Raw genomic sequence first — 24,360 nt, forward strand, 5'->3', positions numbered from 1 at the left:
GCATCGCACAACGAAAGGGATGAGGAACGAGATCATGTGGGGTCGATACATCGCCCGGAGGATCGGGCAGGGCGTGATCGTCCTGTGGGCCGCGTACACGATCTCGTTCCTCATCCTGTATCTCCTCCCGGGGGACGCCGCGACGCTCTTCGCGGGCGGCGGCGACCAGGAGGCCATCGATCCCGAGCTCGTGGCGCAGCTGCGCAGCGAGCTCGGGCTCGACCGCCCGCTGTACGAGCAGTACCTCGTCGCCCTGGGCAAGGCGCTGACCGGAGACTTCGGGGTCTCGACGCAGACCGGCCGCCCGGCATCCGATCTGCTCCTCGAATCGCTCCCCCCGACGCTCGCGCTGACCGCTTTCGCGTTCGTGCTGTCGGTGGTGTTCGGCGTCGTCCTCGCGCTGTCGGCGTCGCTCGCCCGCGCGCAGTGGCTGCGCAACGTGCTGTCGTCGCTGCCGCCGCTGGGCGTCTCGATCCCGGTGTTCTGGATCGGCCTCCTGCTGCTGCAGGCCTTCTCGTTCCGCATCCGCCTCTTCCCCTCGATGGGCAACGAGGGCTTCGAGAGCCTCGTGCTGCCGGCGATCACGATCGCGATCCCCTCGGGCGCCTTCATCGCGCAGCTGCTGTCGCGGAGCCTGCGATCGACCCTCGCCCAGCCGTACGTCGAGATCGTGCGCGCGAAGGGCGCGAGCGAGCGCCGGGTGCAGCTCGGCCACGCGTTCCGCAACGCCGCGATCCCCTCGCTCACGATGGTCGGCGTGCTCATCGGCGGTCTGCTCTCGGGCGCCGTCGTGACCGAGACCGTGTTCTCGCGCCTCGGAATCGGGCGCCTCGTCGTCACCGCCGTCAACAACCGCGACGTGCCCGTCGTGCAGACCGTCGTCGTCTTCGCCGCCCTCGTCTTCGTGGTCGCGAACCTCGTCGTCGACCTCGTCTACCCCCTCATCGACCGCCGCATCACGCTCGCCCGCACGGCGTTCGTCGCCGCCTGACAGGAGCCGCCATGATCGCCCCGAACGTGCTCTCCCCGCCCGCGCGCACCCTCGAGCCGCACGATCCCGTCCTCGAATCGATCGTCGACCCCGACGCCGATCCGTCGGGCAGCCCCCGCGCGGCCGCCCTCGGAGAAGTGCGAGCGGATGCTGCGTCCCGCCGCTTCGCGCTTCGCCCGGTGATCGCCGTGCTGAAGCAGCCGACCCTGGTCGCGTCGATCCTCGTGCTCGCCCTCGTGACGCTGTGGGCGCTGGTGCCGTCGTGGTTCACCGCGTGGGACCCGATCGTCGGCGTCCCCCAGGACCGCTTGCTGCCGCCGAGCCCGGAGCACCTCTTCGGCACCGACAACCTCGGCCGCGACCTCTACGCCCGCGTCGTCTACGGTTCTGCGACCTCGCTCGCCGCGACCTCGGTGGCCGTGATCGTCGGCCTCGCGGTCGGGTCGCTGTTCGGCCTGCTCGCGGGCTTCCTCCGGGGCATCGTGGACGACGCGATCATGCGCTTCATGGACGTGCTGCTCGCGATCCCGAGCCTGCTGCTGTCGCTCGCGCTCATCACGGCGCTCGGATTCGGCACGCTCAACGTGGCGATCGCGGTCGGACTCGCAAGCATCGCCTCGTTCTCCCGCGTGATGCGCGCCGAGGTGCTGCAGATCGCCACCGCCGTCTACGTCGAGGCCGCGCACGTGTCGGGCGTGCGCTGGTACACGGTGCTGCGCCGGCACGTGCTGCCGAACGCGTCCGGACCCGTCGTGGCGCTGGCCGCCCTCGAGTTCGGGGTCATGGTGCTGGCGATCTCGTCGTTGTCGTTCCTCGGCTTCGGCGCACCGCCGCCCACACCCGAGTGGGGCTCGCTCGTCGCCGGCGGGCGCGACTATCTCGCCGTCGCGTGGTGGCTCACGACCTTCCCCGGCCTCGTGATCGTCGCCGTCGTGCTGTCAGCCAACCGCGTCTCGCGCGCCCTCGAGCGCAACGGGGGAATCCGATGACCGCGCTGCTGGAGGTCTCGAACCTGTCGGTCTCGTACACGCTGGGCGGCGAATCGCGGCCTGCCGTGCGCGACGTGAGCTTCACCGTCGACCGCGGCGAGGTCGTCGCGATCGTCGGCGAGTCGGGCTCGGGCAAGAGCACGACCGCGCACGCGGTGATCCGCCTGCTCGCCTCGAACGCGTCGGTGGACGCCGGCTCGATCGTCTTCGACGGCACCGATCTCACCGGGCTCTCGCGTCGCGCGTGGCGCGAGGTGCGCGGTCGCGCGATCGGGCTCATCCCGCAGGACCCGACGACGAGCCTGAACCCCGTCAAGCGCGTGGGTCGCCAGGTCGGCGAGCCGCTCGTGATCCACGGCCTCGCCACGCGCCGCGGCGCCGACGCGCAGGCCGTCGAGCTGCTGCGTCTGGCCGGCATCGGCGAGCCCGAGGCACGCGCCAGGCAGTTCCCGCACCAGTTCTCGGGCGGCATGAAGCAGCGCGCCCTCATCGCGACGGCGCTGGCCGCCGAGCCGAAGCTCGTGATCGCCGATGAGCCCACGAGCGCGCTCGACGTCACTGTGCAGAAGCAGATCCTCGACCACATCGACACGCTGGCGTCGACGCTCGGCACCGCCGTGCTGCTCATCACGCACGACCTCGGCGTCGCCGCCGACCGCGCCGACCGCATCATCGTGATGCAGAACGGCGAGATCGTCGAGACGGGCACCGCACGCCAGGTGCTCGAGAACCCGCAGCACCCGTACACCCGCGCGCTCATCGCCGCGGCACCCGGGCTGCGCGGCGGGACGCCGCGCGTGTCCGAGCGGCCGCTGCGGACGGAACCGGATGCTGCCACCCCGGCGCTGCTCGAAGTCACGGGCCTGCGCAAGGAGTTCCCGCTCCCCGGCCGCGAGAAGCTCCTCGCCGTCGACGACGTCACGTTCCGCATCGACCGGGGCGAGACGCTCGCGATCGTGGGCGAGTCGGGGTCGGGCAAGAGCACGACGGCGCGACTGGCGCTGCGGCTCGAGAAGCCGTCGGCGGGCAGCATCCGTTTCGACGGAGACGATCTCGTCGCCGCGAGTCGTGAAGAGCTGCGCGCGCTGCGCCGGCGGTTCCAGCTCGTCTATCAGAGCCCGTTCGCGTCTCTCGACCCGCGCTTCACGATCGCCGAGGTGATCGACGAGCCGCTGCGGGCGTTCGGCGTCGACAAGGCCGAGCGGGCGCGCCGCGTGCGCGAGCTGATCGACCAGGTGGCGCTGCCGGCGAGCACCGCGTCGCGGCGGCCGGCCGAGCTCTCGGGCGGCCAGCGGCAGCGCGTGGCCATCGCACGCGCGCTCGCGCTGCGTCCCGATCTCGTCGTGCTCGACGAGGCGGTGTCGGCGCTCGACGTGTCGGTGCAGGCGCAGATCCTCGACCTCCTCGCCGCGGTGCAGCGCGATGTCGGGGTGTCGTACCTGTTCATCAGCCACGACCTCGCCGTGGTCCGCGAGATCTCGGACCGCGTCGCGGTGATGCAGCACGGCCGCATCGTCGAGCAGGGCTCGACCGCGCAGGTGCTCGGCGCGCCGCGCGAGGAGTACACGCGCCGGCTCATCGAGGCGATCCCGGGCGCGACGCTGTCGGCGCCGGCGCTCGCGGGCGAGGCTGCCGCATGAGCGCGCAGGCAACACTGGCGCAGCAGACGACCGATCTGCTGCAGGAGCTGATCCGCAACGCCGCCGTCAACGACGGCACGCCCGACTCGGGTCACGAGGACCGGCAGGTGCAGACGCTCCAGCGCTTCTTCGAAGGCTCCGGGCTCGAGGGCGTCGTCGTCGAGCCGCATCCGGGCCGCCAGTCGCTCATCGTGCGCATCGAGGGCACCGATCCGAGTGCGCCGTCGCTCGCGCTCGTCGGGCACACCGACGTCGTGCCCGTCGAGCCGTCGGGCTGGTCACGCGACCCGTTCGCCGGCGAGATCGTCGACGGCGTGCTGTGGGGCCGCGGCGCGATCGACATGCTCAATCTCACTGCCGCGTACGCCGTGGTGACGCGCGCCATCGCGACGGGATCGTTCCGGCCGCGCGGCGACCTCGTCTTCGCAGCGGTCGCCGACGAGGAGAACGGCAGCCGGTTCGGCGTCGGCTGGCTCACCGAGCACCGCCTCGATCTCATCGACGCCGACTACGTGCTGACCGAATCGGGCGGCGCCCACGCCGGCGCGCAGCCGCACCTCGGTGTCATGGTGGGCGAGAAGGGTGGCGCCGGCCGCCTGCTGCGCGTCACCGGTGCGCCCGGGCACGGCTCGGCGCCGTGGGGCTCGCGCAACGCCGCGGTCATCGCGGCGGAGGCCGTGACCCGCCTCGCACGGCACCGCGGCACCACTGTCATCACCCCGCAGTGGCGCGCGTACGCCGGGGCGCTCGATCTCGACCCCGAGATCCGGGCCGCACTCACCGACCCCGACCGGTTCTACGAGGGCCTGCCGCACCTCGGCACCCTCGACGGGTTCGCGCACGCCTCGACGCACACCACGATCTCGCCGACGATCGTGCGCGCCGGAGAGAAGGGCAACGTCATCCCGGGCACCGCGACCGTGCAGCTCGACATCCGCATCCTGCCGGACGTCACCCGCGCGGACGTCGAAGGCCTCATCCGCGACGCGCTCGGCGATCTCATCGAGCACATCGAGATCGAGGGCGACTGGTTCGGCGAGTCCACCCTGTCTCCGATCGACACTCCGCTCTTCGATGCGCTCGGCAGCGCGGTGCGCCGCGCCTACCCGTCCGCCGAGCTGCTGCCGATGCTGGGCGTGGGCGGCACGGACGGCCGCTTCTACCGGCGCCGGGGCATCCCGGCCTACGGGTTCGGCGTGCTCAGCGAGCGCTGGGACTACGGCACCTTCCGCCGGCTCTTCCACGGCAACGACGAGCGCATCGACCTCGACTCGATCGCCCTCACCGTCGACGCGCTCGACCACGCCGTGCGCACGTTCCACGCCGACACGAGCACCGCGAGGCGCACCCGCGTCGCGGAGCCGGCGACCGCCTGAACGCGGATGCTGCGCGGGCCGCGGCATCCGTTCCCCATCCACCCCACCGAGGAGCACCCATGACCACCACCCTCAACTCCGATGTCGATCGCGCCGTGTTCGGGCGCGAATGGGAGGACTGGCACCGCACGCACGAGACGCGGCGCGCCGACGCCCTCGGCTTCTTCGCGATCACCGGTCTGCACTGGCTCGGGGCCGACCCGATCACCCTGCCGGGTGCGCCAGGCACGTGGCGCCTCGGCGCCGAGGGCGTCGAAGTGGAGCTCGCCGACGGCGAGAGCCTCACTCTCGACGGCGCGACGATCACGGGGACGCACGCGTTCGGCGAGATCGCCGAACGCGGCAGCGTCACCCCCACCTTCACCGACGGCGACATCGCCGGCGCCGTCGAGATCGCGATCCGCGGCGGCCACACGATCCTGCGTCCGCGCCGGGCCGATCACCCGTTCCTCGCGGAGTACTCGGGCACTCCGACGTACGTCCCGAACCCGCGCTGGCGGGTCGCGGCGCGCTTCCGCCCGTTCGATGCACCCGTCCCGACCGAGGTCGGCGCCGCCGTCGACGGGCTCACCCACGTCTACGACGCCCCCGGCGTGCTCGAGTTCTCGTGGCGGGGCGAGGAGTTCTCGCTCACGGCGTTCGAGGGCAAGGCGCCGGGCGACCTGCTCGTGCTGTTCACCGACGCGACGAGCGGCATCACCACGTACGCCGCGAACCGCTCGGTGGGCATCGACGCACCGGACGCCGACGGCTGGACCACGATCGACTTCAACCGCGCCGTCAACCTGCCCTGCGCGTACACGGACTTCGCCACGTGCCCGCTGCCGCCGGAGGGCAACCGCCTGCCGATCGGCATCGAGGCGGGCGAGAAGACGCCGCTCGCCCGTGTGATCTCGAACGCCGAGCTCGTCGCGCCGGGGGTGGCCGCATGAGGTTCCAGCTGCTCGACATCGTCCCCTACCGCGCCGACCCGATCACGGGCCACCAGGTCTCGCCCGCCGAGCGGTTCGCCGAGACGCTGCAGCAGGCGATCCGCGCCGAAGAGCTGGGATTGGATGCTGTGGCCATCGGTGAGCGTCACGCCGGGCACTTCATCTCGTCGTCGCCGACGGTGCTGCTGGGTGCGATCGCGGCCCGGACGCGCAGCATCCGTCTCAATTCCGGCGTGACCGTGCTCTCGGTGCTGGATCCGGTGCGCGTGGCCGAGGACTACGCGACGATCGACCAGCTGTCGGGCGGGCGCCTCGACCTCACGATCGGCAAGGGCAATGAGGTCGCGCAGTTCCCGTTGTTCGGGCTCGACATCGACGACCAGTGGGAGCTGCTCGCCGAGAAGTACGAGCTGCTGCGGACGCTCTGGCGTGAGGAGGACGTCACGTGGCCGGGCACCGAGTTCACACGGGCCTTGACCGGCGTCACCACGCTGCCGCGACCCTTCGCCGGAGCGCCGCGCGTGTGGCACGGCTCGGCGACGACGCTCTTCTCTGCGGGGCTCGCCGCGCGCTTCGGGGATCCGCTGTTCAGCGCGAACGCGATCCAGCCCCTCGAGAACTACGGGGTGCTGGTCGACCACTACCGCTCCGAGTTCGCGCGGCACGGCCACGATCCGGCGGGCGCATTCGTCGCTGCGGGCTCGGGAGCGCTCTTCATCGCCGACACGACACAGGAGGCGATCGCGCAGTACGGCCCGGTGTACAACGCGATCGTCGCCGCCACCAACGTGCCCGGGAACAACACGCCGTTCCGCGACATCGAGCACGCCGTCGCCGAGGGCCCCGCGCTCGTCGGCACGCCGCAGCAGGTGATCGACAAGATCGCGCGGTTCCACGGCCGGCTCGGGCACGACCTGCAGTCGATCAGCCTGCCGACGACGGTGCCGTTCGCGCAGCAGCTCGAGATCCTCGAGCGGTTCGCCGAGGACGTCGCGCCGGTGCTGCGGCGGGAGTTCCCGACGACACTGTGGACGGAGGCCGACCCGCTCGGTCAGCGGGAGCGCGAGCTCACGACCGCATGAGTGGCGAGAGCGCGGTCCGCGAGGCGGCTGCTGCCGTCTCCGGCGAGCGCGGCGTCGTGCGACGCAGCGGTCGCAGGGAACGGCAGCGGTCGCACGCGCGGCCCGCCCTCTGGGCGTGCCTCGCGGCGGGCTTCGCAACGCTGTTCGACGCGGTGGTGATCACCTACGCGGCACCGGCCGTGAGCGCGTCGCTGGGCGGCTCCACCGCGGGCGTGCAGTGGCTGCTCGCGTCGTTCTCGCTGACGTTCGGGCTCGGGCTGATCCCCTCGGGGCGGCTGGGCGATGTGTACGGGCGCCGGCCGCTGTTCCTCGTCGGCCTCGGGATCTTCCTGGTCGGAGGCGTCGCGGCCGTGGTCGCCCCGACGATCGTCGTACTCGTGGCGGCCCGGTTCGTGCAGGGGCTGGGTGCCGGCGTGATCAGCGCGCAGGTGCTCGGCGCGATCCAGGACCTGTTCACCGGCAGGGCCCGCCTGAGCGCCCTCGCCGCGTACACCGCCGTCGGCGGGCTCGCGGGCGTGCTCGGCCCGGTGCTCGCGGCCGTGGTGATCGTCGCCGTTCCCGCCGACGTGGCATGGCGCGTCGTGCTGCTGACTCCCCTGCCGCTGGTGATCGCCGCCTTCGTCCTCGGATGGCGCGGGATGCCGGGCCCCCGCGCCCGACCGGAGCCCTCGGGGTCGGAGCGGGTGTGGCTCGATCTGCCGGGCATCGTGCTGCTGTGCCTCGTGGTGGTGGCGCTGACCCTGCCCGTCGTGGAGCCGGGGCTCTCGGGCGTGTCCGGCCTGGCTGTCGTCGGCGCGGCGGTGCTGCTCGGGCTCGTGCTGGTGCTGTGGGAACGCAGGTACGCACGGCGTGGACGGCTTCCGCTGTTCGCGCCGGCGCTGGTGCGCTCGCGCGGTTTCGTCGTGGGGAACGTGGTCGCGCTGCTGTGGTTCGGCAGCGGCTTGGCGGCGGGGTCGGTCGTGACCCTGTACTTCCTGCAGTCGCCGGCGCTGTCGGCGCTGGCGATCGCGCTCGTGTTCGCGCCGGGCGCGCTGGCGCGGCTCGTCGGCTCGCTGTTCAGTCTGCGGGTGGTGGGGCGTATCGGGTCCTCGGCCACGGTGTGGCTCGGCCTGGGCCTGCAGGCGGCGCTGTTCACCGGGCTCGCGATCGCGGCGCCGCTGTTGCCGGACGGAGTGCTCTTCGTCGTCGCCGCGGCCGCCCAGATCGGGCTGGGAATCGGCGGCGGCCTCGTGGAGCCGGTGGTGCGTGCCACGACCCTCTCGTTCGCGCCCGCTGAGCTGCACGGCGTAGCGGCATCGTTCCTGCAGCTCACGCAGCGGCTGGCCGCGACCTTCCTGGTGGCCCTGGCCACCGGCATCCTTCTCACGTCGTCGGGCGTCTCGACCGTCGCCACGCTGCAGGCCGCACTCGCGACGTGCGCGGTGGGCTCGGTGGTGGCGCTCGTGGCGTCAGCGGATCCAGCGTTCCGGCGGGCAGGCACACGCGCGGAGGTTCCGGCGCCGCTGCGACGTGCAACACACACGACCCCCGCTCGTTGAGCGAACGAGGGTCCTGCCTGCCGACCCGCCGCTACGGCACGATGTTCTGGTTGAGGTGGAACATGTTGTCCGGGTCGTACGCGCGCTTCACCGCCCGCAGGCGGTCGTAGTTCGCACCGTAGTTGCTGGAGGCCTTCGGCTGGTCGTCCTGCGACGCGAAGTTGATGTAGCCGCCCGGCTGCGAGAAGGGCTCGATCGCCGCGTAGTAATCCTTCACCCACGCGGTGTTGGCGGTGTTCTGCGTCGGATCCGGCCACATCCCGGCGATCACCAGCGCGAAGTTCGCGTCGCGATGCCCGAAGGCCGTCGCGTCGGACGCCACGTCGTGGCACGCCCCATTGATCGGGTAGAAGTGGACCGTCGAGTTGACCGTCGGCACTCGCGGGCCGTGCTCCATGTGGGCGGCCACCGACTCCGGCGTGAGCTCGTCGAGGAACGCCGCCTTCCAGTAGTGCTGCAGGCCGGGAGGAACGAGTCCGTCGAAGAGACCGTTCATCGCCGGGTAGGGCATCGGGCCCACCATCTCGGCCACCGGCTTCGCGACGTCGCGGAACCCCTCGACCATCTTCTCGGCCTCCGACGCCGGGCCGTTGATGCAGAAGACCACCGCGACGAACGGCTCCCCGGCGCGGTCCTCCGGCACGAAGGGCAGCGGAGGAGCGATCTGGAACGCGGGGAACCCGCCGAACTCGCGCGGTGCGGTCCGCACATGATCGGCGAAGTAGGCCAGGATCGCCGGACCGTCCGCGAGCTCGAAGAACATCGGGCCGCCATAGATCTCGTCGACCGGATGCAGCTGGAAGGTGAACTTGGTCACGACGCCGAAGTTCCCTCCCCCGCCGCGCAGAGCCCAGAACAGGTCGGGCTCCTCGTCCGCGCTGGCGGTGACGATCTGGCCGTCGGCGAGCACGACTTCGGCCGCGAGCAGGTTGTCGCACGAGAAGCCGTAGCCGCGGGCGAGATACCCGATGCCGCCCCCGAGCGTGAGGCCGCCGACGCCCGTCGTCGAGATGATGCCGCCGGTCGTCGCGAGGCCGAATTGTGCCGCCGCCTCATTGAACATCCCCCAGGTGGCCCCGCCACCCACGTCGGCGGTCGAGGACGCCGGGTCGACCGCGACCGAGGTGAGGTCTCCCAGATCCGCGACGAGCGCGCCGTCGGCGGTGCCGAACCCCGGCACGCTATGACCTCCGCCTCGCACCGCGAGGCCGCTCCCATCCTCAGCGGCGGCGCGGACGACGGCCGCGACATCCGCGGCATCCTGACACCGCACGACCGCGGCGGGTCGGCGGTCGATCATCGCGTTGTAGACGACCCGCGCCTCGTCGTATCCGTCGTCGCCTTCTTCGACGACCGAACCCTTCACGCTGCCCCGCAGCGAATCCATCACCTTCATGGACATGGTCGACCTTCCCATCGACGCAAACGGGCACAGCGACCGCACGGTGCGTGCGGGCGTCGGCACCGGTTTGAATCGACGGTCCTCGCGTTCGAGGGCACTGTCAAGAAGGTCGGTCGCCACTGGGTGAGGCAGCGGAACCCGGGTGGTCAGCCGATCCGCGCCGCCGATCCCGACACGACGATCCCGCCCGTCTCGGGGATGTCGACGGTGAGCTCGCTCGGCCGGCCGACGTGGCTCCCCTGGAGGATCACGACGCGCGCCGGGGTCTCGACAGCGCCGCCGGCGCGGAGGTACCCGCCGGTCGCGGCCGCCGCGGCTCCGGTGGCCGGGTCCTCGATGATCGGGCCGACCGGGAAGACATTGCGGGCGTGCCACCTGCCGGCGCCTTCGGGCCAGAGCACGATCATCGTCGCCGGCCATCTCCGCGCGTCGAGCACCGCACGGGCGCGGTCGGGATCGATCGCGAACCCGTCGAAGACCTCCCGGTCGGCGAGCACGACGAGCGGGTGCCAGTTGCCGCCGAACGCCTGCGCGGGGGCGAAGTCCGGGTGCAGGTCCCGGTCCGTCAGGCCGATCGCTCCGAGCACGTCGGCCAGGGCCTCCGCGGGCAGCGGGGCCGTGCCGGGCTCGACGCTGGTGAACGAGACGCGCCGCTCACCGGAGTCCGTCGCCGTGACGATCTCGACGACGCCGACCGGAGTCTCGAACGCGATCGCGCCGTCGCCGTCGGCCTCAGCGATCGCTGCCGCCGCAGCGACGGTGGCGTGACCGCAGAACGGCACTTCGGCGAGCGGCGAGAAGTAGCGGATGGCCCGACGGCCGTCGTCACCGGCGACGACGAACGCCGATTCGGCATACCCGAGGTCTGCGGCGATGCCGAGCATCGCAGCATCCGTCAGTCCATCTGCGTCCAGCACGACACCGGCGGGATTCCCTCCCGCGGGTTCGGAGGAGAAGGCCGTCCATCGCTGGATGTCGATCGCGCTCATCCGGTCACGATAGGTCACGTCGGTGCGGCGCGGTCGCCAGGCACCGACCGATTCCTGCCGATCAGGGGGTGCGCCGCCGGCGCCGCGCGATCCCGATGCCGATCAGCACGAGCCCCACGACAAGCACGATCGGTCCGATCGACGCCCACAGCGTCGACCCGGTCATCGCCGATCCCTGCAGCACCCCGACGCCCTGCAGCGTCCACACCAGCCCCACCGCGGCGAGGATCACGCCGGGCACGAGGAACGGCCACATTCGCTTCACGGCCCCGACCTTAGTCCGGCCGCCTGCCCTGCGACAGAGCCCCGCTCACCCGTCGCCGCGCAGCCAGCTCACCACGTGCGCCGGGGCCCTGTCGGCGGCCTCGAGGGCGATCGCGACGTGCGACCCGTCCATCCAGTAGAGCTCCGAGCCGGCGATGCGCGCGTGGGCGTACTCGGCGTTGGCGGGAGGTGCGACCCGGTCCGACCGCGCGTGCACGATCAGCGTCGGACACGTGATGCGCTCGAGCGCGGCCGGCACGAGCTCGGTGTAGTCGTTCTTCATCCCCGCGCGGCGCCGCTTCGCACCGAGCGATGCCCGCAGCGTCGCCTCCATCGTGTCGGTCCGGCCGGGAATCGCGGCGAGCTCCTTCGCCCGCGCCGACACGACGGCACGGCTCTCGGTGCCGGCGCCGCCCATGAGCGCGCCAAGCGCCTGCCTCGGCGCATGCCGCAGGAACCACAGCTGCATCTTGGCGGCCCAGTCCCAGGCGAGGAGGTTCGATGCCAGACGAGGAGGCCGGCCCGGGATGCACACGGCGTCGACCTCCACGAGCTTTCTCACCCGATCCGGATGCCGCGCAGCGAGCTCGTAGCTCGCCGGCCCGCCGCCCGACGCCGCGATCACGAGGATGCGCTCGATCCCGAGCGCATCCAGCAGCGCCGCCAGCGCGTCGCCCTGCTCCGGGAAGGAGCGCCCCGTCGACAGCGGCGTGCCGAGGTATCCGGGCCGGCTCGGCGCGATGATCCGGAAGCCGTTCACGCGCAGGAACTCCCCCGCCACGAGCCCCTGATCCCAGCCGCCGAGCGTGCCGTGGACTGCGAGCACCGCCTCACCGGTCCCGCGCTCGGCGTACTCGACCGGCCCCGCCGCCGTGGCGACGGTGCGGGGAGTCTCTGCCAGGCACGCGAGGTAATCCTCCCGCGTGGGCAGCTGCGGCGCGGCGGCCATAGTCCACTATCCCCACGCAGGGTCCCACTGAACAGGGCGGTGGCAGTATCGAAGCGTGGACGACGGCGAACGGATGTCCCTGACGCAGCCTGCGAGCACGGACTGGCGTGAGCATCCTGAGGGCTTCCGACGCTGGGAGAAGTCCACCCGCCTCGGCGACGGACCGGAGATCTGGACCTGGGCGAGCACCGAGGTGCTGCGGTGGGGCGTCAAGACCCGGAGCGGCTTCACCGTCTCGCCGGCGGCAGCCGCGGTCCGACCCGGCGACCGCCCGGTCATCACGGCGCACCCGTTCGGGCTGTCGGTGCGCGAGCCCGTCGAGGTCGTCGCCGTCGTCGACGGCGAAGACCGCGTCGGCTTCGCCTACCGCACCCTCCCTGGCCACCCGGTCACCGGAGAAGAGGCGTTCATCGTGCACCGCACCGGTGGCTCGGTGAGCCTCACCATCCGCTCGCTGACGCGGCCTGGCCGCGGGCGCTGGCGTGCGCTGTATCCGGCACTGCTGATCGCGCAGGCGGTCGCCCGCCGCCGCTATCTCCGCGCCTTGCGCGTCCGCGCGGGCCGCTGAGTGAGCCCGCCCGCCGCAGTCCTACTCCCCGCCGAGCTCGCCCGGGTGCGTGAGACGCCAGGAGTCCGTCGGCGGCACGATGGTGCCCTCGATCTCGATCGGAACCGTCACCGTGTTCGGGCCCGCGGTCCACGTGATGCTTCCGACCTCTTCGCCGTCGGTGTACGTCTTCGGCGTGGTCGTCGTCATCTCGACGGTGATCGGGGTGTCGGACCACGTGAAGATCGTCGCGTAGTCCGAGACGACGATCTGCGCCGACTCACCCCATCTCGTCGTGATCGTGCCGACCGGCTGATCGCGCTTGGCGAGCGGCACCTCGTGGAAGCCGGCACGGATGCTGTCGATCAGCCTCATCACGTCGTGATTGACGTTCGCGCGGGTGAAGCCGCCGAGCACCACCCCGGTCACGCTGAGCGGCTGCGCCGTTCCGACGGGGAGGAATGCGGTGAACAGCAGGTTGTAGGTACCCTCGCCCAGGTTGCCCGTCTTCAGGCCGGTGATCCCGTTGCTGCCGAGGAGGTCGTTGGTGTTCTGCATCGCGCCAGGACCGGGCAGCGTCAGCGAGCGCGTCGCGACGATGCTCGCGATGACCGGATTCGCGGCGGCGAGCTTGCCGAGCGCGATGAGGTCGGCCGGGGTGCTGGTGTTGCGCGCGTCGAGGCCGGTCGGCTCGACGATCGTGGTGCCGGTGAGGCCGTTCGCGGCGAGCCACCGCTGCGCGGCACCGCGGAACGCGCCCTGCGAGCCGAACGCCCACGTCGAGACGGCCTCCGCGTAGTTGCTCGCCGACGGGATGAGCATCGTCGCGAGCGCGTCGTGCAGCGACATCGAACTGCCCGTCGGCATCGCCGCGATGGTCGCGCCGCGCACGTAGTACTGGTCGTAGAGGTCGTGGTCGGCCTTGCTGAACGTGATCGTCGGCCCGGGATCCGCGGCATCCGCCAGGGGATGCCGATCGAGGATCACGAGCGCCGTGACGACCTTGGTGATGCTCGCGATCGACTGCGGCTCGCTCGTCCCGCTCGTCGCCCAGATGCCGCTCGCCTCGGCCCCGAGGTACTCGTCGCCACCGGCGACGGCGATCGCCGAAGCGCCGGTGGACGGCAGAGCGACCGCGGCAGCCGCCGGCACCGTCACGGGCGGCTTCTGCGTCTCGACGAGTGGCGCGCTCACCGGTGCCGTCAGTGCCCACCACACGTACCCGCTGGGAACGGCGAGCAGCACGACGAGCACGATCGCCGTGACGATCCAGCCGATGCGCCGTCGGCGGCGCCGCGCCTCGGGATCCGCCGCGCGCCGCGGCGGACCGCCGAACATCTGCTCCTGACTGATCAGCTGCGTGAACTCTTCGAGCTCATCAGTCGGCTGCTGAGGTGTCGAAATGGAAGGCTCCCGTCCCGAATGCTGAACCCATCATGCAGCATTTGAGACTCCTCGTCTCAGGAGGATCGACCGACGGCACCGCGGGCTCCCACCGGCGCAGCGAGCTCCTTCGCGAAGCACTGCGAGAAGGCGAACGCCGTGTACGGCTCGAAGATGGGGATCGGGCGGTACCCGATGCGCTCGTAGAGCACGACCGCGTCGTGCTGGCGGTCGCCGGTCTGCAGAATCAGGCGGCCGGCCCCGCGATCCTGCGCGATGCGCTCGAGCTCTCGCATCAGGGCGCGGCTCGCACCCGTGCCGCGTGCGCGCGGCTTCACGAATACGCGTTTCACCTCGAGGTCGCGGGTGCCGTCGTGGGCGAGATCCCGCAGCGCCGCGTGACCGACCGCGTCGCCTGCGGCGTCCACGGCGAGCACCGTCGCGACGATCGTGTCGGGGTCGACCGCGAACGTGCGCTGAGCCTCCTCCGCAGCGGCGGGTGCAGCATCCGTGAGCCGATCCGCGTAGCGCGGCGAGACCTCGACGTCCATCTCCGCGCGGAGCTCCTCGGCGCGCGGGTCGTCCCAGGGGACCGTCTCGAGGGTCCACGCCCGCTCACCCGGCGACGCGTCTGCGGGCTCGGGCGCGAGGTCGTAGCCGAACGTGTACAGCTCGATCAAGCGGCCGGGCTGCACCTCCCACAGCCCTTCGCGCTCCGAGAGCCTCCGAAAGCCGAGCTTGGCGTACAGCGCGTGGGCGCCGGTCATCTCGGGGCCGCTGTTCATCACGACGCGGTGCGAGCCCCGCTCGCGCGCGAGGTCGATGACGTGGCGGGTGAGCGCCTCGCCGATGCCCCGACCGCGGGCGGCGGGAGCCACCGCGAGCTGCCGGAAGTCCGTCTCTCCGGGCCGCGCGACCTCCGCGAGCGGGCGGTTCGGCCGCGCCACCCACACGGTGCCGAGGATCTCCCCGTCGGGCTCGACGGCCACCCATACGTCGCCTTCGCGCACGCGGCCGGCGACGTCGCGCAGCGAGGCGACGTACTCGTCGGACAGCTTGTCGTAGCTCGAGAGGTACGCCTGTGCGGTCACGTCACCCGCCCGCTCGTACTCCTCGGTGCGCACGAGCCGGATGGTCCATTCGGAAGACACGGATGCTGCAGCCCCGGCGCTCGCGTCGGGTTCGGCGTCCCACCCCTCGGCCAGCAGTTCGTACGAGCGCACCCGGTCCACGGGGTCGTGCGTGACCGTCGTGACGAGGAGCTCGTCGGCGCCGGTCACCCGCTGCAGCGTCTCGAGCCGCTCGACCACGGTCTCGGGCGAACCGACGAACTGCGTGTCGAGGCGGTCGCGGACGACCGCGAGCTCCTCAGCCGTCAGCGGATCGGCCGCGGCCTCGTCGGGCGAGGGGAAGGGGACGGCGCCATGGCCGGCGCGGATGCTGTGCACCCATCGACCGTAACCCGCGGCGATACGGCGGGCCGCGGCATCCGTCTCGGCGACGACGGCGTCGACCGACACGATGACGTAGGGCTCGGCGATGCGGCCCGGGCGGAACGCGGCGCGGTACTCGGCGATCGCCTCGAGCACGAAGCCGGGGGCGACGTGGTAGTTCGCGCCGAACGGAAGCCCGAGCTCGCCGGCGAGACGTGCGCTCGGGCCGGCAGTCGAGCCGTGGATCCACACCGTGACGTCGGCGCGCTCGGCGGGCGTGACGTGGATCGGCACGTCTTCGGGGGGTGAGAACGTGCCGTCGAAGAACGACAGGATGTCGGCGACCTCGTCCGCGAAGCGCTCGGCGTCGGCCTCGGTTCGGCCGAGCAGCCGCGCCTGCACGACGAAGCGCTCCGAGTCGAACCCGGCGAACGGACGGGCGGCGGGCAGCAGGAGCCCGTCGACGACGCGATCCTCCGGTGCGGCGGGCAGCGCGGCCGCCGCGGCGCTGCGTGATCCCGAGCGCCCGATGCCGAGGTCGAACCGGCCGGGGTGCAGCTGCGCCACGACGCCGGCGGCCTCGGCGACCTGCGCCGGCGAGTAGTTGCCGATGATGGTGGCGGCGGTGCCGATACGGATGCTGTGCGTCACCGCCGCGACGGAAGCCAGCAGCACGTGCGGCGCGGCGCCGGCGATCCCGGGGTTGAAGTGATGCTCGGCGACCCAGTAGCGCCGGTAGCCGAGGCGCTCGGCCGCGCGCGCCAGGCCGATGCTGGCGCGGAGGCCGTCGGCGGGTGTCTGACCCGAGCCGAAGGGCGACAGGTCGAGGACGGAGAGCGGAACGCGGGACATGGGTGCTCCCTAGACGTGGTGCAGACGTGGAGAACGAGGGCACAGAATCGGAGGTTCTCGGCGACACGCCGGGTGGCGGCATCCGTCCCCGGCGTGTCGTCCGAAACCTCCGATCCTGTGCCGATCTGTCAGGACTTGGGCAGTCCCGGCGGGTTGACGAGGCTCTCGTCGACGCGCTCGGACGTGAGGTCCCAGATCTTGAGGACCTCGTCGTACTGGCCGTTCTCGATGAGGTGGTTGAGCGCGATGGCCACGGGCTCGATGAGGCCGTTGCCCTTGGCGGTCGCGGCGGCGATGTTCGCCGTCAGCGGCCAGCCGCCGGGCACGAGGCCCACGAGCTTGGTGTCACCGGTCTCGCGAGCGGCCCAGGCCGACGTCGCGTTCGGACCGAACGTCGCGTCGATGCGGCCCGACTGCAGCGCCAGCACGGTCGCGGCGTTGTCGTCGAAGTACTGCAGCTCCGCCGGCTCTTCGCCGGCGGCCTCGAGCTCCTCGTTCCACGCGAGCAGCACCTGCTCCTGGTTCGTGCCCGAGCCGACCGCGATCTTGAGGCCCGTGATGTCGGCGGCCTCCTCGATCTTCTCGATGTCGCTGTCGCTCTTCACGTAGAAGCCGAGGAGGTCCTCGCGGTAGCTCGCGAAGTCGTAGAGCTCCTTGCGCTCCTCGGTCACCGTGACGTTCGAGGTGATGAGGTCGTACTTGCCGGACTGGATGCCGAGGGGCCAGTCCGCCCACGCGACGACGACCGGGTTGTACTCGAGGCCGAGCGCGTCGGCGATCAGGGCGCCGATGTTCGGCTCGGTGCCGGCGGGGTTCGTCTCGCCCTCGGGGATGTAGCCCAGCGGGGGGACGTACGCGGAGTGCGCCACCGTGAGCTTGCCCGGCTCGACCGGCTCGAAGCCGCTCGCCTCGAGCGCCTCCACGGCTTCGGCGACGGGCTCGTCCAGGCGAACCCACTGGATGTCGTCGGTCGCGACGTTCGCCGACTCCTCGGTCGCCTCGGGGGCGGCCGCCTCGGCCGGGGCGTTCTGGTTGACGCCCCAGACGATGCCGCCGACGATCGCGGCCACCGCGACGACGCCGACGCCGATCGCGATGCCTTGTTTCTTGCTCAGTGCCATTGCTGTGTTTCCATTTCTCGGGTGAGGACTCGAAGGCGAGATCTCGGGGGGTTCAGGCCAGGACCTTCGCGAGGAAGTCCTGGACGCGGGGATGCTTCGGTGCGACCAGCACCTCGGCGGGCGGACCCTGCTCGATGACGCGGCCGCCGTCGAGGAACACGACGCGGTCGGCGACCTCGCGGGCGAACCCGACCTCGTGCGTGACGATCACGAGCGTCGTGCCGAGCTGCGCGAGGTCGCGGATGACGTCGAGCACCTCGCCGACGAGCTCCGGATCGAGCGCGCTGGTCGGCTCGTCGAACAGGATCACCTTGGGCTTGAGCGCGAGGGCGCGCGCGATCGCGACGCGCTGCTGCTGCCCGCCCGACAGCTGCCGGGGGTAGTGCTCGGCCTTGTCGGCGAGTCCCACGCGATCGAGCAGGCCCAGCGCGAGCTCGCGGGCGTCGTCCTTCGAGAGCCGGCCGAGCGCGACGGGCGCCTCGGTGACGTTCTCGAGAGCGGTCAGGTGCGGGAAGAGGTTGAAGTTCTGGAAGACGATGCCGATCTGCGTGCGGCGCTCCAGCACCTCCCGCTCACGCAGCTCGTAGAGCTTGCCGCCGCGCAGCTCGTACCCGATGAGCTGGCCGTCGACCGTGACCGAGCCGCGGTCGACGCTCTCGAGGTGGTTGATCGTGCGCAGGAGCGTCGACTTGCCCGAGCCGCTCGGCCCGAGGATCGCGACGACCTCGCCCGGCTCGACGGTCAGGTCGATGCCGCGCAGCACCTCGACGCCGCCGTAGCTCTTGTGGACGTTGTGGATCTCGACGAGGCCCTTCGTGGGGGTCTCCGTAGGGGTCTCCGTGACGGTGCTCATGTCAGCGCCCTCCGAACTTCGCGTCGTTGCCGTTGCTGTGCTGTGCCGCAGTGGGCAGGGGCGCAGCATCCGATCCCTCCAGAGGAGGTGGGGACGCACCGGAGTCCCCGAGACGCGCCCACTGCACGCCGAGCCAGTGACGGGCCCGCTGGACGGGCGTCGGCGGCAGCACGCGCACCGTGCCGCGGGCGTAGTGCCGCTCGATGTAGTACTGCGCGATGCTGAGGATCGTGGTGATGATCGTGTACCAGACCACCGCGACGAGCAGCAGCGGGATCACACGGCTGTTGCGGTTGTAGATGACCTGCACCGCGTAGAACACCTCGGGGATCGCGATCACGAACACCACCGATGCGCCCTTGACGAGGCCGATCACCTCGTTCGTGGCGTTCGGGACGATCGAGCGCATCGCCTGCGGAAGGATGATGCGGGTCAACCGGCGACGAGGAGGGATGCCGAGTGCCGCGGCCGCCTCGAGCTGGCCCTGGTCGACCGACAGCAGGCCGCCGCGGATGATCTCCGCCGAGTAGGCCGCCTGGTTGAGGCTGAGGCCGAGGATGGCGGCCGCGAAGGCGCTGATGAGCTGCACGGTCGGGAACTCGACGATCCAGAAGTCGGTCGTGAACGGGGTGCCGAGGCCGAGGGTCGGATACAGGTAGCCGAGGTTGTACCAGACGATGATCTGCACCACGAGCGGCACCGAGCGGAAGAACCAGATGAAGACCCAGGCGGCGGAGTTGAGCAGCGGCGACTTCGCCAGACGGGCGAGCGCGAGGAGCGTGCCGAGGAAGAAGCCGATGGTCGCCGAGATCACGGTGAGTGCCAGCGTGATGCCGACGCCCCGCAGCACCGGCTCCGAGAGGAAGTAGTGGGCGAAGACGTCCCATTCGTAGTTCTCGTTCGTCACCAGCGACCAGGCGAACTGGGCGACGACGAACAGCACGACGATGCCGATCGACCACCGGAACCAGTGCCGGGTGTGGACCACGCGGAGGTCGCCCAGGTCGACGCGCGACGACGCCGCGGACGACGGCGGGGCGGCCTCGGCGGCGCCTGCCTGGCGCGGAAGTGTGTCGGTCATGAGGGGCTCCTCGGTCGGGGCGCGGGGGTTTGCGGGCTGCGCCGGTAGGCCGACGGTAGGGCCCCGCCGGGCCGACCGCCCAGCCGCGCGGGCCGTCAGGCGACACGGATCGTGACGGTCTGCAACGCGGCGTCACACTCCGGAACCCGGCGACGCAGTCCGGCCCCGTGCGGGTGCGGAGACCTACCGTGGCTCGCATGTCCGACACCCCGTTCGCTGTCGCCCTGGAGCTGGATGCCCACGGCGCGCACCCCGCGGCATCCTCCGCCTCCGCTGCGCTGTCGCCCCGCGTGCTCGCCTCGCGCGTCGCGAGCGCCGAGCGGCTCGGCTTCACCGCCGTGACGTTCGACGACTCACCGCTGCCGGTGGGGGATGCGGTCGCGCGTCTGGACGCCGTGCAGCGCGCGGCGTTCGTCGCGCCGCTCACCTCCGCCATCGGGCTCGTGCCGGTCGCGCACGTCGCCTACAGCGAGCCGTTCCACGTGGCCACGCAGCTCGCGAGCCTCGACTGGACCTCGAACGGCCGCGCGGGCTGGATCGCCGCCGCCTCCGGGTCCGCGCGCGAAGCCGCCGCGTACGGACGCGAGGCGTTGACCGACGCCGAGCTCGACCGCGAGCGCGCGGACGTCATCGAGGCCGCGCGCCGGCTCTGGGACTCGTGGGAGGACGACGCCGTCATCCAGGACGTCGCGACCGGCCGGTATCTCGACGCCGACAGGCTGCACTACGTCGACTTCGAGGGCGAGAGCTTCTCGGTGAAGGGCCCGCTCATCACGCCACGGCCGCCGCAGGGGCAGCTCGTGGTGGTGGCGCCCGCGGGCACCGCGGGTGCGGACGTCGCGCTGGTCACGGGTGCCGATCCGGCGGAGATCTCGGATGCTGCCGCCCGCGCACGTGCGGCAGGCGCGAGCCTCGTCTGGGCCGAGGTCGAAGTGGTGCTCGACGCCCGAGGGGTGTCCGCGGCTCGGCGGCTGTCCGTGCTGGGGTCCTGGCCGGAGGTCGGGCGCCTGCGCTACGCAGGCGAGGCGGGCGGTCTGGTCGCTCTGCTCGCCGAGCTCGCAGCATCCGTGGACGGCGTCCGCCTGCGCGCCGCCGAACTCGATGTCGATCTCGAGGAGGTGGGCCGCGCGGTGCTGCCGGCGCTGCGGAAGCGGGTCGGGTTCCGCTCGCCGCGCGCCGGGGAGACCTTGCGCGACGCGCTCGGACTCGACAGGCCCGTCAATCGCTATGCCGCTGTGAAGGAGTTCGCATGACCACGTCCCGTCGCATCCAGTTCGGTGTCTTCTTCCAGGGGGTCAACTTCGGCACCATCTGGTCGAGCGACCGCAGCGGGTCGCAGTACGACTTCGAATCGTTCCGCCGCATCGCGCAGACCGCCGAGCGCGGGCTCTTCTCAGCCTTCTTCCTCGGTGAGGGCCTGCGGCTGCGCGAGCACTTCGGGCGCATCCACGACCTGGACATCGCCGGCCGGCCGGACGCGCAGACGCAGCTCGCCGCGCTGGCCGCCGTCACCGAGCGCATCGGCCTCGTGGCCACGCAGAACACCACCTACAACGACCCGTACGACCTGGCGAAGCGCCTCAACTCGCTCGATCTGCTGAGCGAAGGTCGGGCCGGCTGGAACATCGTCACGACCGACAACGCCTGGACCGGTGCGAACTTCCGTCGGGGCGGCTACCTCGAGCACGCCGACCGCTACCGACGCGCGGCGCAGTTCGTGGCCGCGGCGCAGCGGCTGTGGGATGCCGGAGCCGACGGCGTCGGCACGCCCGTGTCGGTGGCCGATCAGCTCGTGTCGTTCGAGGGTCCCGCGCCGCTGCCGCCGAGCGCGCAGGGGCGGCCGGTGCTGTTCCAGGCCGGCGACTCCGACGAGGGCCGCGAGTTCGCGGCATCCAGCGCGGACGTGATCTTCTCGGGGCATCCGGGTCTGGAGGACGCCGTGGCGTTCGCCGCCGACGTGCGCCGGCGTCTCCCTCGCCACGGACGGAGCGAGGACGACCTCAAGTTCTTCCCCGGTGCCCAGTTCATCCTGGCGGCGACCGACGCCGAGGCCCGCGAGAAGGCCGAGTGGGTCACGCGCGCGCAGGTGTCGCCGCAGACGGCGATCCGCTTCCTCGAGCCGATCTGGGGCCGCGACCTCTCCGAGTTCGACGCCGACGGACCCCTGCCCGACGTCGACCCCGTCGTCGACGAGGTGGACGGGCAGCGCGGGTCGCTGTTCCAGGGCCGCCGCGCGGTCGAGACGGCGCGCGAGTGGCGCGAGAGCGCGGCCGCCGAGGGCCTCTCGATCCGCGAGTTCGTCATCAAGCGGTCGTCGCTGCGCACCTTCGTGGGCGGGTACTCGACGATCGCCGACCGGGTGCAGCAGTACGTGGAAGCGGGCGCCGTCGACGGCTTCAACGTCTCGCCGTACCTCGTGCCCGAGGGACTCGACGACATCGTGGACGGCCTCATTCCCGAGCTGCAGGAACGCGGCATCTATCCGACCGAGTACGTGGGAACGACGCTGCGGGAGAACCTCGGGCTGCCGGAGGTGGGCGAGAGCGCGGAGCTCGCGGCCTGACGATCGGCCGGGCGATCGGCCGGGCGATCGGCCGGGAGCCGGCTCAGCCGTGGGCCGCGAGGAGATGCGCGTTGCGGTTGCGGATGAGTCGGCGCAGGTAGGGCACGAGCACCAGCCGCTCAGCGAGTGACCCGAAGACCGGGGAGGCGAGCGTGACGGTGTCCGTCATGCGGGAACCGGCCTCGAGCCGCTCGAACCGGTGCTCGTGGATGAAGCTCCGGAACGGACCCCGAACCTGCTGATCGACGAACCGGGTCGGCCTGTCGAGCGTCGTGATCTGCGAGGTCATCGTCCACCAGACGCCGAGATGACGAGCACGCCACGTGACCGTCTCACCGAGGCCGATCCGCCCGCTCACGACGCCGGCGACGGCTCGCTCACGCGACCTCGCCATCGAGGCGACGTGGGCGTCGATGTCGAGCGACAGATCGAAGAGCGCTTCGACCGACAACGGGGTCTCGGTCACCAGCGTGAAGGTCGACGGCACCCTTCCATCATGGACGCACTCGCAAGGGTCGCAGTGTCGGAGGTATGTTCTATGGTCGGAGCATGTTCATCGACTCGGAGCTCCCCCACCTGGTGCTTCCGGATGAGCTCGATCTCGTCCTCGAGGCGGCCGACATGATGACGGTGCTCGCCGCGCAGCGACTGGTGCGCATCGACGTGATGCGGCGTGAGGCACTTCGCGAGGCGACCCGCAACGGCAGGGTTCTGACCGACGTTGTGGAGCGGGGAGTTCGGCTCGAACTCGCGGCCGCGCTGCGCATCACCGAGCAGGCCGCCGGTGACCTGCTCGCCCTCGCAGAGGCGATGGTGCACACCTACCCGGCGGTGCTGGCCTCGATGGAGCGCGCGCGCATCACGGAGCGGCACGCCTCGATCCTCGTCTCCGCGGTGAACGAACTCGAACCCGAGTTCCGCACGCAGGTGCTCGCGCCGGGCCTCGCGCTGGCGGAGGCGGAGCCGGTGGGAACATTCCGGCGCAAGCTTCGTTCGCTCATCGACACCGTGCGATCAGCGACGCTCACCGAACGCTATGAGCGGGCCGTGACGAGGCGCCGGATCGCCGTCGAGCCCGACAACGACGGGATGGGATGGCTGCATCTCTACGCTCCCATGGTTGCGATCACCGCCGTACATTCACGGGCCACCGCGATGGCCAAGGTCGTCAAGGCGGCCGACGGCGACACGCGCACCCTCGACCAGGCGCGCGCCGATGTCGTGCTCGACCTCCTCGTCGACGGTGCTGTCGAGGCTCATCCCGAGCAGGCGCGTGGTCTGCGGGCGACGGTTTTCGTCACGGTCCCGGTGCTCGCTCTCCTCCACGAGTCCGACGCGTCCCGCGCGGCCGCGGGGATCAGCCCGCCGGTCGTCGAGGGCATCGGGCCTATCCCCTTGCCCCTGGCGCGGCAACTGGTGGGCGGCGCGCCCGGCTGGACGCGGGTGCTCACCCACCCCGAGACGGGCATGGTGCTCTCCGTCGGTCGCGACCAGTACCGGCCCCCGCCGGCGCTTCAGAAGCTGGTCAAGTGGCGCGCGGATCGGTGCATGGGACCCGGCTGCTGGATGCCGGCTTCCCGGTGCGACATCGACCACAACGTCGATTGGGCGCTCGGCGGAAGCACCGAACTGACGAATCTGGGGCCGCTGTGCGAAGGTCATCACACAGTCCGACACCACACCGACTGGACGATCGAACAGGTCGCCGGGTCGGGCGGCGCGATCCTCTGGACCTCCCCCGCGGGTCGCCCGTACCTCGTCAAGCCGGAACGCGCAGTTCCCGTGTTCCGGTCGGCGGACCACGACGACGCGCCGTTCTGACCGTCGCAGCCCGCGCGCATGCGCGGGACCGGCGCGTTCGCTAGCCTGCTGGCGATGAGTTTCGACGTGGCGACCTGCGGAGTCAACGCCCGGACGTGGGCGCTCGCCCACGAAGGCTCGACGGCGTACGCGACGCGCTGCCTGGCGTTCGTGGAGGACGCGATCGAGCGCTCGAACGACCTCGAGATGTTCGGCGGCGACGATGCGGCGGAGTCTGCGCGTCTCTATGGCGCAGTCGGGAACACCGGCGCGCCGCCGGCCGACGCGCTCGTCTTCTACGAGAGCGTCGGCGAGCTCTTCGGCGAGCGCCGCGATTGGGGTCATGTCGGGCTCAGCCTCGACGACGGCCGCGTGGTGCATGCCTGGGACCGCGTGCGCGTCGACGAGTACCGCGCCCTCGAGGCGCTGACGCCGGCGACCGCGTGGGAGCCTCTGCGGTGGGTCGGCTGGGTGCCGCTCAGCCGCGTGCTCGAGGGTGCCCGACCGCGCACGTGGGATGAGGACCCCGCGACTGCGGCCGCGCGGATGCAGGCCGAGCGCTTCGGCGGTTGACG

At 71.6% G+C, this 24,360-nt stretch carries 22 protein-coding genes; 12 read left to right on the forward strand and 10 right to left on the reverse strand.

The window, feature by feature from the left end; genetic code table 11:
- Positions 1 to 19 precede the first annotated feature (19 nt).
- Genes Q9R33_RS08330 through Q9R33_RS08360 form a run of 7 tightly spaced genes read left to right on the forward strand, consistent with a single transcriptional unit; the run spans position 20 to position 8,548 of the window.
- On the forward strand, positions 20 to 991 hold the full coding sequence (locus tag Q9R33_RS08330) for an ABC transporter permease (RefSeq protein WP_235560088.1): 972 nt from the start codon (positions 20 to 22) through the stop codon (positions 989 to 991).
- 11 nt (positions 992 to 1,002) lie between these two features.
- A complete protein-coding gene (locus Q9R33_RS08335) occupies positions 1,003 to 1,980 on the forward strand; it encodes an ABC transporter permease (RefSeq protein WP_311293451.1) in 978 nt (325 codons plus the stop codon).
- Positions 1,977 to 3,620, forward strand: coding sequence for an ABC transporter ATP-binding protein (locus Q9R33_RS08340; protein ID WP_311293452.1), 1,644 nt, complete (start codon positions 1,977 to 1,979; stop codon positions 3,618 to 3,620). The genes Q9R33_RS08335 and Q9R33_RS08340 overlap by 4 nt, the downstream gene beginning before the upstream one ends.
- Positions 3,617 to 4,996, forward strand: coding sequence for a M20/M25/M40 family metallo-hydrolase (locus Q9R33_RS08345; protein WP_311293453.1), 1,380 nt, complete (start codon positions 3,617 to 3,619; stop codon positions 4,994 to 4,996). The genes Q9R33_RS08340 and Q9R33_RS08345 overlap by 4 nt, the downstream gene beginning before the upstream one ends.
- Positions 4,997 to 5,055: 59 nt before the next feature.
- Positions 5,056 to 5,928: a DUF1684 domain-containing protein gene (locus Q9R33_RS08350; protein WP_310244361.1), complete on the forward strand. Its 873-nt coding sequence runs from the start codon at positions 5,056 to 5,058 to the stop codon at positions 5,926 to 5,928.
- A complete protein-coding gene (locus Q9R33_RS08355; RefSeq protein WP_311293454.1) occupies positions 5,925 to 7,010 on the forward strand; it encodes an LLM class flavin-dependent oxidoreductase in 1,086 nt (361 codons plus the stop codon). Before Q9R33_RS08350 ends, Q9R33_RS08355 begins: the two co-directional genes overlap by 4 nt.
- A complete protein-coding gene (locus tag Q9R33_RS08360) occupies positions 7,007 to 8,548 on the forward strand; it encodes an MFS transporter (RefSeq protein WP_311293455.1) in 1,542 nt (513 codons plus the stop codon). Before Q9R33_RS08355 ends, Q9R33_RS08360 begins: the two co-directional genes overlap by 4 nt.
- Before the next feature lie 31 nt (positions 8,549 to 8,579).
- Here the strand turns inward: Q9R33_RS08360 and Q9R33_RS08365 are convergent, their stop codons facing one another.
- The 4 genes from Q9R33_RS08365 to Q9R33_RS08380 form a co-directional block, all read right to left on the reverse strand.
- Complete coding sequence (locus tag Q9R33_RS08365; RefSeq protein ID WP_311293456.1) at positions 8,580 to 9,950, reverse strand: FAD-binding oxidoreductase; 1,371 nt, start codon at positions 9,948 to 9,950, stop codon at positions 8,580 to 8,582.
- 146 nt (positions 9,951 to 10,096) lie between these two features.
- Positions 10,097 to 10,939, reverse strand: a complete 843-nt coding sequence (locus Q9R33_RS08370) for a PhzF family phenazine biosynthesis isomerase (RefSeq protein WP_311293457.1) — start codon at positions 10,937 to 10,939, stop codon at positions 10,097 to 10,099.
- Positions 10,940 to 11,000: 61 nt separating this feature from the next.
- Positions 11,001 to 11,195: a hypothetical protein gene (locus tag Q9R33_RS08375; protein ID WP_311293586.1), complete on the reverse strand. Its 195-nt coding sequence runs from the start codon at positions 11,193 to 11,195 to the stop codon at positions 11,001 to 11,003.
- A 54-nt stretch (positions 11,196 to 11,249) separates the two neighbouring features.
- Positions 11,250 to 12,152 (reverse strand): alpha/beta hydrolase, encoded by a 903-nt coding sequence (locus Q9R33_RS08380; protein ID WP_311293458.1) that lies wholly within the window; start codon positions 12,150 to 12,152, stop codon positions 11,250 to 11,252.
- Between the two features lie 55 nt (positions 12,153 to 12,207).
- On the opposite strand from Q9R33_RS08380, the gene Q9R33_RS08385 reads away from it, so the two are divergent.
- On the forward strand, positions 12,208 to 12,720 hold the full coding sequence (locus Q9R33_RS08385; protein ID WP_311293459.1) for a DUF1990 domain-containing protein: 513 nt from the start codon (positions 12,208 to 12,210) through the stop codon (positions 12,718 to 12,720).
- Between the two features lie 21 nt (positions 12,721 to 12,741).
- On the opposite strand, the gene Q9R33_RS08390 is transcribed toward Q9R33_RS08385, so the two are convergent.
- The 5 genes from Q9R33_RS08390 to Q9R33_RS08410 form a co-directional block, all read right to left on the reverse strand.
- The gene (locus Q9R33_RS08390) at positions 12,742 to 14,037 is read right to left on the reverse strand and encodes a D-alanyl-D-alanine carboxypeptidase (RefSeq protein ID WP_311293460.1); all 1,296 of its coding nucleotides are present in this window, start codon (positions 14,035 to 14,037) and stop codon (positions 12,742 to 12,744) included.
- A 122-nt stretch (positions 14,038 to 14,159) separates the two neighbouring features.
- Positions 14,160 to 16,367 (reverse strand): LLM class flavin-dependent oxidoreductase, encoded by a 2,208-nt coding sequence (locus Q9R33_RS08395; protein WP_311293461.1) that lies wholly within the window; start codon positions 16,365 to 16,367, stop codon positions 14,160 to 14,162.
- Between the two features lie 128 nt (positions 16,368 to 16,495).
- Positions 16,496 to 17,488, reverse strand: coding sequence for an ABC transporter substrate-binding protein (locus Q9R33_RS08400; protein ID WP_056365393.1), 993 nt, complete (start codon positions 17,486 to 17,488; stop codon positions 16,496 to 16,498).
- 52 nt (positions 17,489 to 17,540) lie between these two features.
- The gene (locus Q9R33_RS08405; protein ID WP_311293462.1) at positions 17,541 to 18,341 is read right to left on the reverse strand and encodes an amino acid ABC transporter ATP-binding protein; all 801 of its coding nucleotides are present in this window, start codon (positions 18,339 to 18,341) and stop codon (positions 17,541 to 17,543) included.
- A 1-nt stretch (position 18,342) separates the two neighbouring features.
- Positions 18,343 to 19,422 (reverse strand): amino acid ABC transporter permease, encoded by a 1,080-nt coding sequence (locus tag Q9R33_RS08410; protein ID WP_311293463.1) that lies wholly within the window; start codon positions 19,420 to 19,422, stop codon positions 18,343 to 18,345.
- Positions 19,423 to 19,619: 197 nt separating this feature from the next.
- On the opposite strand from Q9R33_RS08410, the gene Q9R33_RS08415 reads away from it, so the two are divergent.
- Together Q9R33_RS08415 and Q9R33_RS08420 are read left to right on the forward strand one after the other, a co-directional pair.
- Positions 19,620 to 20,675 (forward strand): LLM class flavin-dependent oxidoreductase, encoded by a 1,056-nt coding sequence (locus Q9R33_RS08415; protein ID WP_311293464.1) that lies wholly within the window; start codon positions 19,620 to 19,622, stop codon positions 20,673 to 20,675.
- On the forward strand, positions 20,672 to 21,985 hold the full coding sequence (locus Q9R33_RS08420; protein ID WP_311293465.1) for an LLM class flavin-dependent oxidoreductase: 1,314 nt from the start codon (positions 20,672 to 20,674) through the stop codon (positions 21,983 to 21,985). The genes Q9R33_RS08415 and Q9R33_RS08420 overlap by 4 nt, the downstream gene beginning before the upstream one ends.
- 43 nt (positions 21,986 to 22,028) lie before the next feature.
- Here the strand turns inward: Q9R33_RS08420 and Q9R33_RS08425 are convergent, their stop codons facing one another.
- Positions 22,029 to 22,472 carry an SRPBCC family protein gene (locus tag Q9R33_RS08425; protein WP_311293466.1) on the reverse strand — a complete coding sequence of 148 codons (444 nt, stop codon included), beginning with the start codon at positions 22,470 to 22,472 and terminating at the stop codon, positions 22,029 to 22,031.
- Positions 22,473 to 22,534: 62 nt separating this feature from the next.
- On the opposite strand from Q9R33_RS08425, the gene Q9R33_RS08430 reads away from it, so the two are divergent.
- Together Q9R33_RS08430 and Q9R33_RS08435 are read left to right on the forward strand one after the other, a co-directional pair.
- Positions 22,535 to 23,806: a DUF222 domain-containing protein gene (locus Q9R33_RS08430; protein ID WP_311293468.1), complete on the forward strand. Its 1,272-nt coding sequence runs from the start codon at positions 22,535 to 22,537 to the stop codon at positions 23,804 to 23,806.
- Between the two features lie 54 nt (positions 23,807 to 23,860).
- Positions 23,861 to 24,358: a hypothetical protein gene (locus Q9R33_RS08435; RefSeq protein WP_311293469.1), complete on the forward strand. Its 498-nt coding sequence runs from the start codon at positions 23,861 to 23,863 to the stop codon at positions 24,356 to 24,358.
- Positions 24,359 to 24,360 lie beyond the last annotated feature (2 nt).

The organism is Microbacterium sp. PRC9 (genome assembly GCF_031844125.1).
Classification (GTDB): domain Bacteria; phylum Actinomycetota; class Actinomycetes; order Actinomycetales; family Microbacteriaceae; genus Microbacterium.

What these genes read in the sequence shown, in the direction of transcription:
- Q9R33_RS08330 (WP_235560088.1), top strand. Translation starts at nt 20, where the DNA reads ATGAGGAACGAGATCATGTGGGGTCGATACATCGCCCGGAGGATCGGG.
- Q9R33_RS08335 (WP_311293451.1), top strand. Translation starts at nt 1,003, where the DNA reads ATGATCGCCCCGAACGTGCTCTCCCCGCCCGCGCGCACCCTCGAGCCG.
- Q9R33_RS08340 (WP_311293452.1), top strand. Translation starts at nt 1,977, where the DNA reads ATGACCGCGCTGCTGGAGGTCTCGAACCTGTCGGTCTCGTACACGCTG.
- Q9R33_RS08345 (WP_311293453.1), top strand. Translation starts at nt 3,617, where the DNA reads ATGAGCGCGCAGGCAACACTGGCGCAGCAGACGACCGATCTGCTGCAG.
- Q9R33_RS08350 (WP_310244361.1), top strand. Translation starts at nt 5,056, where the DNA reads ATGACCACCACCCTCAACTCCGATGTCGATCGCGCCGTGTTCGGGCGC.
- Q9R33_RS08355 (WP_311293454.1), top strand. Translation starts at nt 5,925, where the DNA reads ATGAGGTTCCAGCTGCTCGACATCGTCCCCTACCGCGCCGACCCGATC.
- Q9R33_RS08360 (WP_311293455.1), top strand. Translation starts at nt 7,007, where the DNA reads ATGAGTGGCGAGAGCGCGGTCCGCGAGGCGGCTGCTGCCGTCTCCGGC.
- Q9R33_RS08365 (WP_311293456.1), bottom strand. Translation starts at nt 9,950, where the DNA reads ATGTCCATGAAGGTGATGGATTCGCTGCGGGGCAGCGTGAAGGGTTCG.
- Q9R33_RS08370 (WP_311293457.1), bottom strand. Translation starts at nt 10,939, where the DNA reads ATGAGCGCGATCGACATCCAGCGATGGACGGCCTTCTCCTCCGAACCC.
- Q9R33_RS08375 (WP_311293586.1), bottom strand. Translation starts at nt 11,195, where the DNA reads ATGTGGCCGTTCCTCGTGCCCGGCGTGATCCTCGCCGCGGTGGGGCTG.
- Q9R33_RS08380 (WP_311293458.1), bottom strand. Translation starts at nt 12,152, where the DNA reads ATGGCCGCCGCGCCGCAGCTGCCCACGCGGGAGGATTACCTCGCGTGC.
- Q9R33_RS08390 (WP_311293460.1), bottom strand. Translation starts at nt 14,037, where the DNA reads ATGTTCGGCGGTCCGCCGCGGCGCGCGGCGGATCCCGAGGCGCGGCGC.
- Q9R33_RS08395 (WP_311293461.1), bottom strand. Translation starts at nt 16,367, where the DNA reads ATGTCCCGCGTTCCGCTCTCCGTCCTCGACCTGTCGCCCTTCGGCTCG.
- Q9R33_RS08400 (WP_056365393.1), bottom strand. Translation starts at nt 17,488, where the DNA reads ATGGCACTGAGCAAGAAACAAGGCATCGCGATCGGCGTCGGCGTCGTC.
- Q9R33_RS08405 (WP_311293462.1), bottom strand. Translation starts at nt 18,341, where the DNA reads ATGAGCACCGTCACGGAGACCCCTACGGAGACCCCCACGAAGGGCCTC.
- Q9R33_RS08410 (WP_311293463.1), bottom strand. Translation starts at nt 19,422, where the DNA reads ATGACCGACACACTTCCGCGCCAGGCAGGCGCCGCCGAGGCCGCCCCG.
- Q9R33_RS08415 (WP_311293464.1), top strand. Translation starts at nt 19,620, where the DNA reads ATGTCCGACACCCCGTTCGCTGTCGCCCTGGAGCTGGATGCCCACGGC.
- Q9R33_RS08420 (WP_311293465.1), top strand. Translation starts at nt 20,672, where the DNA reads ATGACCACGTCCCGTCGCATCCAGTTCGGTGTCTTCTTCCAGGGGGTC.
- Q9R33_RS08430 (WP_311293468.1), top strand. Translation starts at nt 22,535, where the DNA reads ATGTTCATCGACTCGGAGCTCCCCCACCTGGTGCTTCCGGATGAGCTC.
- Q9R33_RS08435 (WP_311293469.1), top strand. Translation starts at nt 23,861, where the DNA reads ATGAGTTTCGACGTGGCGACCTGCGGAGTCAACGCCCGGACGTGGGCG.